General features: G+C 60.5%; 12 protein-coding genes. 9 read left to right on the plus strand and 3 right to left on the minus strand.

Translation table 11 applies throughout. From position 1 onward, the window contains the following. Window positions 1-117: 117 nt before the first annotated feature. Window positions 118-840: a tellurite resistance TerB family protein gene (locus LVD08_RS07460; RefSeq protein WP_247267823.1), complete on the minus strand. Its 723-nt coding sequence runs from the start codon at window positions 838-840 to the stop codon at window positions 118-120. A 178-nt stretch (window positions 841-1,018) separates the two neighbouring features. Between LVD08_RS07460 and LVD08_RS07465 the strand changes: the two genes are divergently transcribed. From LVD08_RS07465 to LVD08_RS07500, 8 genes are all read left to right on the plus strand, one after another. Further along, window positions 1,019-1,933 carry a LysR family transcriptional regulator gene (locus tag LVD08_RS07465; RefSeq protein WP_007967749.1) on the plus strand — a complete coding sequence of 305 codons (915 nt, stop codon included), beginning with the start codon at window positions 1,019-1,021 and terminating at the stop codon, window positions 1,931-1,933. Window positions 1,934-2,063: 130 nt separating this feature from the next. Further along, complete coding sequence (locus tag LVD08_RS07470; RefSeq protein ID WP_247267975.1) at window positions 2,064-3,521, plus strand: gamma-aminobutyraldehyde dehydrogenase; 1,458 nt, start codon at window positions 2,064-2,066, stop codon at window positions 3,519-3,521. Between the two features lie 83 nt (window positions 3,522-3,604). Further along, a complete protein-coding gene (gene ydcS, locus LVD08_RS07475; protein ID WP_096795797.1) occupies window positions 3,605-4,756 on the plus strand; it encodes a putative ABC transporter substrate-binding protein YdcS in 1,152 nt (383 codons plus the stop codon). A gap of 201 nt (window positions 4,757-4,957) precedes the next feature. Next, window positions 4,958-5,995 carry an ABC transporter ATP-binding protein gene (locus LVD08_RS07480; RefSeq protein ID WP_134785514.1) on the plus strand — a complete coding sequence of 346 codons (1,038 nt, stop codon included), beginning with the start codon at window positions 4,958-4,960 and terminating at the stop codon, window positions 5,993-5,995. A 1-nt stretch (window position 5,996) separates the two neighbouring features. Next, entirely contained in the window at window positions 5,997-6,932 is a 936-nt protein-coding gene (locus LVD08_RS07485; RefSeq protein ID WP_247267824.1) for an ABC transporter permease, read from the plus strand. Then, a complete protein-coding gene (locus LVD08_RS07490) occupies window positions 6,922-7,731 on the plus strand; it encodes an ABC transporter permease (RefSeq protein ID WP_007967757.1) in 810 nt (269 codons plus the stop codon). The genes LVD08_RS07485 and LVD08_RS07490 overlap by 11 nt, the downstream gene beginning before the upstream one ends. Window positions 7,732-7,903: 172 nt before the next feature. Continuing rightward, entirely contained in the window at window positions 7,904-9,328 is a 1,425-nt protein-coding gene (locus tag LVD08_RS07495; RefSeq protein ID WP_247267825.1) for a gamma-aminobutyraldehyde dehydrogenase, read from the plus strand. A gap of 218 nt (window positions 9,329-9,546) precedes the next feature. Next, window positions 9,547-11,031, plus strand: coding sequence for an APC family permease (locus tag LVD08_RS07500; RefSeq protein WP_247267826.1), 1,485 nt, complete (start codon window positions 9,547-9,549; stop codon window positions 11,029-11,031). Here the strand turns inward: LVD08_RS07500 and LVD08_RS07505 are convergent. After that, complete coding sequence (locus LVD08_RS07505) at window positions 11,028-11,192, minus strand: hypothetical protein (RefSeq protein ID WP_160056119.1); 165 nt, start codon at window positions 11,190-11,192, stop codon at window positions 11,028-11,030. The genes LVD08_RS07500 and LVD08_RS07505 overlap by 4 nt on opposite strands. Window positions 11,193-11,630: 438 nt before the next feature. Between LVD08_RS07505 and LVD08_RS07510 the strand changes: the two genes are divergently transcribed. Next, entirely contained in the window at window positions 11,631-12,137 is a 507-nt protein-coding gene (locus LVD08_RS07510; protein WP_247267976.1) for a BRO-N domain-containing protein, read from the plus strand. A 49-nt stretch (window positions 12,138-12,186) separates the two neighbouring features. Here LVD08_RS07510 and LVD08_RS07515 read toward each other — a convergent pair whose 3' ends face one another. Further along, window positions 12,187-12,372, minus strand: coding sequence for a hypothetical protein (locus LVD08_RS07515; RefSeq protein ID WP_003222012.1), 186 nt, complete (start codon window positions 12,370-12,372; stop codon window positions 12,187-12,189). Window positions 12,373-12,616: the final 244 nt, after the last annotated feature.

Raw genomic sequence — 12,616 nt, forward strand, 5'->3', positions numbered from 1 at the left:
CCCCAGCCCAAACCCTTGAAGGCGCGCCGCCCCCCTCCTATCTTTTATTATTAAAACCCAACAACAAAATCCCGCTCCGCCCCGCAGCTCCTACATGAGTACCGTGTTCAGGCAGTTCTATTGCGATGCCAGGCGCACCTGCTTCTCCAGCTCCACCTTCAACCCCGGCTCCAGCTTCAGTTGCTTGGCCAACTCCTCCAGATACGCCTTTTCCATAAAGCTCTCCTCATCCACCAGCATCACGCTGGCGATGTACATCTCGGCAGCCATCTCCGGCGTGCTCGCGGCCCGGGCGACGTCGACCGGGTCGAGGGGTTTGTTGAGTTCGGCGTGCAGCCAGTGTCGCAATTCCTGATCGTTGTCGAGTTTGGTGAATTCGCCTTCAATCAGTTGACGTTCGCGGTCATCGATGTGGCCGTCAGCCTTCGCGGCGGCGACCAGCGCCTTGAGAATCGCCTGGCTGTGTTGTTCGGCTTGCGCCGGTGGCAGACGATCCAGGGTTTGCGGTTCGGTTTGTGGGGCGGTGCCTTTCTGGGCGTTCCAGTTGCCGTAAGCCTTATAGGCCAGCACACCAAGGGCAGCGAGGCCACCGTAGACCGCAACTTTGCCGCCGACCTTGCGCGCCTTTTTGCTGCCGAGCAGCAGGCCCATGGCCCCGGCCGCCAGAGCACCACCGCCCGCCCCCGAGAGCAAGCCGCCCAGCGCACCGGAGCCTGAAGACCCACCGAGCAAACCGCCCAGCCCGCCAGCCGCGGGTTTGTTCTGCGCGTTACCGGCCTTGTTCTGCAACAGATCCTGGCCGGACTTGAGAAGTTGATCGAGCAATCCACGGGTGTTCATGTTCCGCCTCCAAAACAGGGGTTATCCGGATCTATCAGGCCCTCAGCCTAGTTCGAAAGTGCCCCGGCCCTGCCCGCAAGTGTACTTCCAGATGTTGCTCAGCAGGCGCAGGCCCTTCGCGAAAATAGATATACACTCAGGCCAATCTATAAAAGCCGCCCACCGGGTACCCCTCCTCATGATGACCCTGCGTCAGATCCGTCACTTCATCGCGGTGGCCGAGACCGGCTCGATTTCCGCCGCCGCGCAAACCGCGTTTATTTCCCAATCGACCCTGACCCTCGCCATTCAGCAACTGGAAGAGGAAATCGGCGTCAGCCTGTTCAGCCGCCACGCCAAGGGCATGACCCTGACCCATCAGGGCCACCAGTTCCTGCGGCAGGCGCACCTGATTCTGGCCACCGTGGACAATGCCAAGCGCAGCCTGCAACAAAGCACCGATCAGGTCGCCGGACAGTTGATCGTCGGCGTGACCAGCCTGGTCGCCGGTTATTACCTCGCCGATCTGCTCACCCGATTCCAGCGTGCCTATCCCAACGTCGAGATCCGGGTGATGGAGGACGAGCGGCCGTACATCGAGCATTTGCTGGTCAGCGGCGAAATCGATGTTGGCGTGCTGATCCTGTCCAACCTCGAAGACCGCCACGCCCTGCAGACCGAAGTGCTGACCCACTCGCCGCACCGTCTGTGGCTGCCGGCCCAGCATCCGCTGCTGGAACACGACAGCATCAACCTCGCCGATGTCGCGCGCGAGCCGCTGATTCAACTGAATGTTGATGAAATGGATCGCAACGCCCAAAGACTTTGGCGCGGCGCCGGGCTGCAACCGAAGATCACTCTCAGAACCGCATCCACCGAGGCGGTGCGAAGTCTGGTGGCGGCAGGTCTGGGCGTATCGATTCAACCGGACATGACTTACCGCCCGTGGTCACTGGAGGGCGACATCATCGAAGCGCGGCCGATTGCCGACCTCAACCAGACCCTCGACGTCGGTCTGGCCTGGCGCCGAGGGACCGCGCGCCCTGCCCTGGTTGATCCATTCCTGACCGTAGCCCGCGAACAACCGCACGGCGGACGCAAGCCATCTATTTAATCGAATGCCACCTTCAGTATTTAGAATTTGTCGACCTCGGAGCCGCGCACTAGTCTTGCTGCATCTATAAGACGGTCGGCTCCCGGGCACGGGAGCCACAATGACCACACAAGAAAAGAGATCGCGGAAAATGGCTGGCGTGCAGACCCCGATGTGTACCGCGTTGTTGATCGACGGCGAACTGGTCGCCGGGCAGGGTTTTGTCGAACCGATCCTCAACCCGGCCAGCGGTGAAATCCTCACCCACATCGCCGAGGCCAGCACCGAGCAGGTCGAAACCGCGATCCTCGCCGCCCATCGCGCTTTTGGCGAATGGTCGCGCACCACGCCGCAACAACGTTCCAGTCTGCTGCTGGACATCGCCAACGCCGTCGAAAAACACGCCGATTACCTCGCCCGCCTCGAAGCGCTGAACTGCGGCAAGCCGCTGCACTTGGCGCGGCAGGACGATCTGACCGCCACCGTCGACGTGTTCCGCTTCTTCGCTGGTGCCGTGCGCTGCCAGACCGGTCAGCTCAGCGGCGAATACCTGCCGGGCTACACCAGCATGGTGCGTCGCGATCCGATTGGCGTGGTGGCGTCGATTGCCCCGTGGAACTACCCGATCATGATGGCCGCGTGGAAAATCGCCCCGGCCCTCGCCGCCGGCAATACGCTGGTGTTCAAGCCGTCGGAACACACACCGCTGTCGATCCTCGCACTGGCGCCAGCACTCGCCGAGATCCTGCCGCGCGGGGTGATCAACATCATCTGCGGCGGCGGTGAAGGCGTCGGCAGCCATCTGGTCGGGCACGCCAAGGTGCGCATGGTCTCGCTGACCGGCGATATCGTCACCGGGCAGAAGATCCTTCAGGCGGCAGCAAAAACCCTCAAGCGCACGCATCTGGAACTCGGCGGCAAAGCCCCGGTGATCGTCTGCAACGATGCCGACATTCAAGCGGTGGTCGACGGCGTGCGCACCTACGGTTATTACAACGCCGGGCAGGACTGCACCGCCGCGTGCCGGATCTACGCGCAAGCCGGCATTCACGACAAACTTGTCGCCGAACTCGGCGCAGCGGTCAGCAGCCTGCGCTTCGCCGGCAAGCGCGATGCCGACAACGAGATCGGCCCGCTGATCAGCACCCGCCAGCGCGACCGCGTGGCCAGTTTCGTCGAGCGCGCCCTCGGCCAGCCGCACATCGAGCGGGTGACCGGCGCGGCGGTGCATTCCGGCGCCGGGTTCTTCTACCAGCCGACGTTGCTGGCCGGTTGCAAACAGACTGATGAAATCGTCCAGCGAGAAGTGTTCGGCCCGGTGGTCACCGTGACCCGCTTCGACGAACTCGCGCAAGCCGTGGACTGGGCCAACGACTCCGAATACGGCCTCGCCTCGTCGGTGTGGACGCAGAATCTGGACAAGGCAATGCAGGTCGCCGCCCGTTTGCAGTACGGCTGCACGTGGATCAACAGCCATTTCATGCTGGTCAGCGAAATGCCCCACGGCGGGCTGAAACGCTCCGGATACGGCAAAGACTTATCCAGTGATTCGCTGCAGGACTACAGCGTGGTGCGGCACATCATGGCCCGCCACGGCCAGCATCTCTGACTACGCTAATAACAAGCCGCCAACGGCATGCTGCACCGCGTTCACAACTGCCCCGACCATAATTTAAAGAAGAGGGTTCAACCATGTTCGTGCACAAGACCGCACTGCTCAGTGCAATCACCACAGCCTTGCTGGCCAGCGCCAGCCTGCAAGCTGCCGAGCCGCTGAAGGCGGTCGGCGCCGGCGAGGGTCAGCTGGATATCGTGGCCTGGCCGGGCTACATCGAACGTGGCGAGAGCGACAAGGCTTACGACTGGGTGAGCGGTTTCGAGAAGGAAACCGGCTGCAAGGTCAACGTCAAGACCGCCGCGACCTCCGACGAGATGGTCAGCCTGATGGCCAAGGGTGGTTACGATCTGGTCACCGCTTCGGGCGATGCCTCGTTGCGCCTGATCGTCGGCAAGCGTGTGCAACCGATCAACACCGCGTTGATCCCGAACTGGAAAACCCTCGACCCACGGCTGAAAGATGCGCCGTGGTACGTGGTCAACAACCAGACCTACGGCACCCCGTATCAGTGGGGCCCGAACGTGCTGATGTACAACACCAACGTATTCAAGACGCCGCCGACCAGCTGGAACGTACTGTTCGACGCGCAGAATTTCCCCGACGGCAAACCGAACAAGGGTCGCGTGCAGGCCTATGACGGCCCGATCTACATCGCCGATGCGGCGCTGTACCTGAAGACCGCCAAACCTGAGCTGGGGATCAAGGATCCGTATCAACTCACCGAGGCGCAGTACAAGGCCGTGCTCGATCTGTTGCGCGCGCAGCAGCCATTGATTCACCGTTACTGGCACGACACCACGGTGCAGATGAGCGACTTCAAGAACGAAGGTGTTGTCGCGTCGAGCGCGTGGCCGTATCAGGTCAACGGCCTGATCAACGAGAAACAGCCGATCGCCTCGACCATTCCCAAAGAGGGCGCCACTGGTTGGGCCGACACCACCATGCTGCACGCCGAAGCCAAGCATCCGAACTGCGCCTACAAGTGGATGGACTGGTCGTTGCAGCCGAAAGTCCAGGGTGACGTGGCGGCGTGGTTCGGTTCGTTGCCAGCCGTGCCCGCGGCGTGCAAGGAGAGCGAACTGCTCGGCGCCGAGGGTTGCAAGACCAATGGCTTCGACCAGTTCGACAAGATCGCCTTCTGGAAAACCCCGCAGGCTGAGGGCGGCAAGTTCGTGCCTTATAGCCGCTGGACTCAGGACTACATTGCGATCATGGGCGGCCGTTAGCCTTTGAGTTGACTCCGCTCTCCCTGTGGGAGCGGGCTTGCTCGCGAAAGCGCCAGGTGAGTCAGCATCAAAGTCGAATGAAAGACCGCATTCGCGAGCAAGCCCGCTCCCACATTTGATCTCCATCACCGGTAGATCGCATTCGTTTCAGCTTTTTCAGAAGTCCAGGCGACGGCCCACGCCTTTTTGGAGCACCGCACCATGACGCTTGCAGTCCAGTTCACCAACGTTTCCCGGCAGTTCGGCGAGGTGAAGGCCGTTGACCGGGTTTCCATCGACATCCAGGACGGCGAGTTCTTTTCCATGCTCGGCCCTTCCGGCTCGGGCAAGACCACCTGCCTGCGCCTGATCGCCGGTTTCGAACAACCGAGTGCCGGCTCGATCCGCATTCACGGCGCCGAAGCCGCCGGTCTGCCGCCGTATCAACGTGATGTGAACACCGTCTTCCAGGACTACGCGCTGTTCCCGCACATGAACGTGCTGGACAACGTAGCCTATGGCTTGAAGGTCAAAGGCGTGAGCAAAACCGAGCGCCACAAGCGCGCCGAAGAGGCGTTGGACATGGTCGCCCTCGGCGGTTATGGCGCACGCAAACCGGTGCAGTTGTCCGGCGGTCAGCGCCAGCGTGTCGCCCTCGCCCGCGCCTTGGTCAATCGCCCGCGCGTGCTGTTGCTTGATGAGCCATTGGGCGCCCTCGACCTGAAATTGCGCGAGCAGATGCAGAGTGAACTGAAGAAGCTGCAACGCCAGCTCGGCATCACTTTCATCTTCGTCACTCACGACCAGACCGAGGCGCTGTCGATGTCCGATCGCGTCGCTGTATTCAACAAGGGCCGCATCGAACAGGTCGACACCCCGCGCAATCTGTACATGAAACCCACCACCACGTTCGTCGCCGAATTCGTCGGCACCTCGAACGTGATTCGCGGCGATCTGGCGCGCCAGCTCAGCGGCCATCCGCAGCCGTTTTCGATTCGCCCCGAACACGTGCGTTTCGCCGAAGGGCCTCTCGCCAGCCATGAAATCGAAGTCAGCGGTCTGCTCCACGACATCCAGTATCAGGGCAGCGCCACGCGCTATGAACTGACGCTGGAAAACGGCCAGACCCTGAGCATCAGCCACGCCAACAATCAGTGGATCGACAGCAGCGCACAACACCAGACCGGCCAGCGCCTGAGCGCACGCTGGGCGCGGGAAGCGATGATCCCGCTGCATGACACCGTCGCGAGCGGGGTCTGAAATGAGCACGCTCGCAATGACCCAATCGCCGCCCCTGCGCCGGTTCTCCAACCTGCTCTATCGCAAACCGAACCTGTATCTGTCGCTGCTGCTGGTGCCGCCGTTGCTGTGGTTTGGCGCGATCTACCTCGGCTCGCTGCTGGTGCTGTTGTGGCAGGGTTTCTACACCTTCGACGACTTCACCATGGCGGTCACCCCTGACCTGACCCTGGCGAATTTTGCCGCGCTGTTTCAGCCATCGAACTTCGACATCATTTTGCGCACGCTGAGCATGGCCATCGTCGTGTCGATCGCCAGCGCCATCGTCGCGTTCCCGATTGCCTACTACATGGCGCGCTACACCACGGGCAAGACCAAGGCGTTTTTCTACATCGCAGTGATGATGCCGATGTGGGCCAGTTACATCGTCAAGGCCTACGCCTGGACGTTACTGTTGGCCAAGGGCGGCGTCGCGCAATGGTTCGTCCAGCATCTGGGACTGGAGCCGGTGTTGCAGTTCATCCTCGGCATTCCCGGGGTGGGCGGCAGCACCTTGTCGACCTCACATCTGGGACGGTTCATGGTGTTCGTCTACATCTGGCTGCCGTTCATGATCCTGCCGATTCAAGCGTCGCTGGAACGTCTGCCGCCATCGCTGTTGCAGGCTTCCGCCGACCTCGGGGCCAAGCCGCGCCAGACCTTCATGCAGGTGATTTTGCCGCTGTCGGTGCCAGGAATTGCGGCCGGTTCGATCTTCACTTTTTCCCTGACCCTGGGCGACTTCATCGTGCCGCAATTGGTCGGGCCGCCGGGTTACTTCGTCGGCAGTATGGTGTACGCGCAGCAAGGTGCGATCGGCAACATGCCGATGGCCGCAGCGTTCACGTTGGTGCCGATTGTGTTGATCGCCATTTACCTGTCCATCGTCAAACGACTGGGGGCCTTCGATGCACTCTGAAAAAGCATCTCTCGGTCTGCGCATCGCAGCCTGGGGCGGGTTGGTGTTTCTGCACTTCCCGATCCTGATCATCTTTCTTTACGCCTTCAACACCGAGGAAGCCGCGTTCAGCTTTCCGCCGAAGGGCTTCACCCTGCACTGGTTCAGCGTGGCGTTTTCGCGGCCGGATGTGCTGGAGGCGATCAAGCTCTCGCTGCAGATTGCCGCCATCGCCACGTTGATCGCGATGGTGCTCGGTACGCTGGCTTCGGCAGCGTTGTACCGCCGCGATTTCTTCGGCAAGCAGGGCATTTCGCTGATGCTGATTTTGCCGATCGCGCTGCCGGGGATCATCACCGGGATCGCGCTGCTGGCGACGTTCAAGACACTGGGGATCGAGCCGGGGATGTTCACCATCATCGTCGGCCACGCGACCTTCTGCGTGGTGATCGTCTACAACAACGTCATCGCCCGTCTGCGCCGCACCTCGCACAGTTTGATCGAGGCGTCGATGGATCTTGGTGCCGACGGTTGGCAGACCTTCCGCTACATCATCCTGCCGAACCTCGGCTCGGCGTTGCTGGCCGGCGGCATGCTCGCCTTTGCGCTGTCGTTCGACGAAATCATCGTCACCACGTTCACCGCCGGGCATGAGCGCACGTTGCCGTTGTGGCTGCTCAACCAGCTCAGCCGCCCACGGGATGTGCCGGTGACCAACGTCGTCGCCATGCTGGTGATGATGGTGACCATGCTGCCGATTCTCGGCGCGTATTACCTGACCCGGGGTGGCGAGAGTGTCGCGGGCAGTGGTGGGAAATAACCGAATAACTGAAGAAACCGGATCGAAATGTGGGAGCGGGCTTGCTCGCGAAGAGGCAATCAAATTCAGCATTGATGTCGGCTGACCCACCGCTTTCGCGAGCAAGCCCGCTCCCACAATGGAACCCGGTTTCTTCAGAAAAATAACAATTGCTTCGAAGAGGACAACAGACATGCAAACCAGACTCTTGATCAACGGCCACCTGGTCAACGGCGAAGGCCCGGCCCAACCGGTGCTCAACCCGGCGCTCGGCAGCGTACTGGTGGAGATCAACGAGGCCTCCGAGGCCCAAGTCGATGCCGCCGTGCGCGCCGCCGATAATGCGTTCGCCGAGTGGTCGCAAACCACACCGAAAGACCGTTCGCTGCTGCTGCTCAAACTCGCCGACGCCATCGAAGCCCACGGCGAGGAACTGGCGAAACTCGAATCCGACAACTGCGGTAAACCCTACAGCGCTGCATTGAACGACGAGATCCCGGCGATTGCCGACGTGTTCCGTTTCTTCGCTGGCGCCAGCCGTTGCATGAGCGGTTCGGCCGGTGGCGAATACCTGCCCGGCCACACCTCGATGATCCGCCGCGACCCAGTGGGCGTGATCGCGTCCATCGCGCCGTGGAACTACCCGTTGATGATGGTCGCCTGGAAAATCGCCCCGGCCCTCGCTGCCGGTAATACCGTGGTGCTCAAGCCGTCGGAACAAACCCCGCTGACCGCGTTGCGTCTGGCCGAACTGGCGTCGGAAATCTTCCCGGCCGGTGTACTCAATTTGGTATTCGGTCGCGGTCCTAGCGTCGGCAGCCCGCTGGTCACGCATCCTAAAGTGCGCATGGTCTCGCTGACCGGCTCCATCGCCACTGGCTCGAACATCATTTCCAGCACCGCCGACAGCGTCAAACGCATGCACATGGAACTGGGTGGCAAGGCGCCGGTGATCATCTTCGACGACGCCGACATCGATGCCGCCGTCGAAGGCATCCGCACCTTCGGTTTCTACAACGCCGGACAGGACTGCACTGCCGCGTGCCGGATCTATGCGCAGCAAGGCATCTACGACAAGTTTGTCGAGAAGCTCGGCGCGGCGGTGAGCAGCATCAAGTACGGCTTGCAGGATGATCCGTCGACCGAACTGGGGCCATTGATCACCGCGCAGCATCGCGACCGCGTGGCCGCTTTCGTCGAACGCGCCGTGGCACAGTCGCACATTCGCTTGATCACCGGTGGCAAGGCTGTGGAAGGCGACGGTTTCTTCTTCGAACCGACGGTGCTGGCCGACGCGCAACAGGATGACGAAATCGTTCGCCGTGAAGTGTTCGGGCCGGTGGTGTCGGTAACCAAGTTCACCGATGAAGCGCAGGCGCTGGAGTGGGCCAACGACTCCGACTACGGCCTGGCGTCCTCGGTGTGGACGGCGGATGTCGGACGCGCGCATCGCTTGTCGGCGCGGTTGCAGTACGGCTGCACTTGGGTCAACACACACTTCATGCTCGTCAGCGAAATGCCCCATGGCGGGCAGAAATTGTCCGGTTACGGCAAGGACATGTCCATGTATGGGCTGGAGGACTACACCACGGTTCGGCATGTGATGTTCAAGCACTAAAGCATCGCCAGCAGGCTGGCTCCTACAAGGAATCGCATTTCAACCTGTAGGAGTGAGCCTGCTCGCGATGGCGTCAACTCCGGCTTCAAGGCGGAAACCGGCCACACGCACCACCAGGATTCAACACCTAACAATAACTACCGACCCGGGCGGCGCCCACAAAGCCCCGCCACGGCTTCGGCCATCCGAAATCTGCCGATTTCACGGAGCAAACACCCATGAGTGCCTCACCCGAATTCTCGGCCGCCGTTGCCGACAGCGATGCCGAACAACTGCGCAAACTCGGCTACACCTCCAACTTCAACCGCAGCATGAGCCTGTGGGAAAACTTCGCTTTAGGGTTCACCTATCTGTCACCGGTCGTGGGGGTTTATACCCTGTTCGGCCTGTGCCTCGCGGCCGGCGGGCCACCGATGTTCTGGGCTTACTTGCTGGTCGGTTGCGGCCAGTTGCTGGTGTGCCTGATCTTCGGCGAAGTGGTCTCGCAGTTCCCGATTTCCGGCGGCGTTTATCCATGGGCGCGACGTCTGGTCGGCAAAAAATGGGCGTGGATGGTCGGCTGGATCTACTCCATCGCCCTGTGCGTGACCATCGCGGCGGTGGCCGTCGGTGCCGGCCCGTATCTGGCGGCGATGCTCGGGTTTGAGCCGAGCAACAACACCAACATCGTCATCGCGCTGGTGCTGACCTTGTTCGCCACGCTGGTCAATCTGAGCGGCACCAAAGTGCTGGCGCGTATCGCCATGTTCGGCTTCCTCTGCGAACTGGTCGGCGCGGTAATCGTCGGCGTGTACCTGCTGATCTTCGAGCGCCACCAACCGCTGAGTGTGCTGTTCAACACTTTCGACATCAGCGTCGATGGCTCATACCTGCCGGCGTTCCTCACCGCTTCGCTGGCCGGGATGTTCCTCTACTACGGCTTCGAGGCCTGCGGCGACGTCGCCGAAGAAACCCCGAACCCCAGTGCAAAAATTCCGGTGGCCATGCGCATGACCATCTACATCGGCGGCATCGCGGCAATGTTTGCCTGCCTGGCGCTGATCCTCGCCGTGCCGGACATGCAAGCGGTGATCAACGGCACCGACAAGGACCCGGTCACCACCATCCTCAACAACGCCTTCGGCCCGATCGGCTCGAAAGTGGTGATGGGCGTGGTGATGATTTCCTTCATCTCCTGCGTCATCAGCCTGCAGGCTGCGGCGAGTCGTCTGCTGTACTCCTACGCCCGCGACGAAATGGTCATCGGCAGCCGACTGCTGAAAAAGATTTCTCCTACAACCCAGGTGCCAGTTGCCGCGCTGTTCGTGTCCGGCGTCCTGCCCGCCCTGATCATCGCCCTCGGCTTCTTCCTGCAGGACGCCGTGGCCACCATCGTCAGCTTCGCCGCCATCGGCATCTACCTCGCGTTCCAGATGATCGTGCTGGCCGCTTTGTATGCGCGGATGAAAGGCTGGAAACCCAGCGGCAAATTCACCCTCGGCGCCTGGGGCTGGCCGGTGAACATCGGCGCGCTGGTGTATGGCGTCGGCGCGATCATCAACATGGCCTGGCCACGTACGCCGGATGCGGCGTGGTATGTGAACTATGCGATGGTGTTAAGCACGGTGATCGTGATTGGGTTGGGGCTGGTTTACATGTGGATCGGCAAGCCGTATGACCATGGGAAGGCGCCGGCTGGGGATGCTTGGAAGGTGAGTCGCTAAGAAGAATCACCCCGGAATCGAGATTTGATTCCGGGGTCTCCTCGAAGCACTGTCATCAATTCATCAGTACGCCATTTGATATCGGCTTTACCTCTAACAGCTTCGAAGCGATCCAGATCGATCACCTTTCTCTTTTTACCCTTCGCTTCATCTTTGCTCACAGAATTGCTTCTCCCTTTTCCCGATTGCTAACTCATAAAGGAAAATCTTCGGTGCAGGGATGGTTTAGCAGCGGAATCTAAAAAAACAGGCATTTCCTACAGCTACAGCCTGCCTGAAAAAGCCCCATTTCCTACGATGTGGGGCGAAAGGGTAGACTTGTCGCCGCAAGCGCCTGACCGATAGGCTTTATCCCGTCGCTGTTCATTCAGCGACCCGGGGTCGAAGCCGGAAACTGTCAACGCGGTGCTTGCATGCCCTCCATTGAATTGTGGCTGTTTCGCAGCTTCAGTTTTGCTTTATGGCGGGCCGTGTGGCGCGGGCCTTCTGGCTTTTCCGTGTTTGACTGGAAGTATCCCGACTTCGAACGCCATACGGTTCGCCACCCAACTTGTCGAAGAGTTGATGGCGACTTTCCTACTCAAATCGGAAGTCACTACATGTCTGCACAAATCCAAAACTCATCGTCGACCCACTTCACCCCCACCGTCTTCACCCGCCACAACCGCTTCCTCCACGCATTCATGCAAGACCACGAAGCCTGGTTCTGCGTGCAAGATCTCGGTCGCTTGATGGGTTACCCCCTGAACGAACGCCTTACCCTGAAACTCGATCCCGACCAGCGTCGCCATGTCCTCCTGCGTCGGGACGGCGAAATCATCGATTGCGCGATGGTCAGCGAGTCCGGCCTGTTCGCCCTGCTCGTCCATCACTTCGTCCCGGAAAACCGACACCTGCGCCAATGGCTGAGCCATGAAGTCATCCCGATGCTGCGCGAAACTCAATCAAGCCCTGTGGAAAACCACCCGAGCTTGAGCTCAATGCATTGGGCAGGCGTTACCGTACCGCTGCTGCACTGGCAACAGCAGGCGTGGGTCAAATGGCGGGATGTGCCGGAGTTGATGCGCGGCCAGCGGCCGTATCCAGTCCTGGGAACGTGTAGCTGATCCAGATAAAAAGGGGCGGACCTTTCAGTCCGCACCTTTTTATTTCCACTCAAAACCGCGAAACACTGCGCATCGCATCCACCAGATACCGCATCGCAATCCGGTCGCTCTCCGACAACTCGCGATAACGCTCCACCAGCTTCAGCTCTTCAGAACTCAAACGACGCCTTCTACGGCCGCTGCCGAGGCAGGGGAAGATGCCGAGCATTTCGGCGATACCTTGTATTTTTGCCATGGACGATGTCCTTCAATACTTCAAAGAATTGCTAAACCACCACATCGCCCTGCCCCTTACAGCAGCGCCGTGTGCCCTACCGGTCAACACCGGCCATGCCCATAGAATAGAAATTTAATCGGCGCTGAAAAGCGGTTTTTAGAGTAATTAGTCGAAAAAAGCAGATATGCCGTATAAATCAGAACGCACTGTCAGATTTTTAACCGACATGTCTTGTTTCATTGACACTCTGTCACTGTGAATC

Source organism: Pseudomonas sp. YL2 (genome assembly GCF_023063025.1).
In the GTDB taxonomy this organism is placed as follows: domain Bacteria; phylum Pseudomonadota; class Gammaproteobacteria; order Pseudomonadales; family Pseudomonadaceae; genus Aquipseudomonas; species Aquipseudomonas putida_A.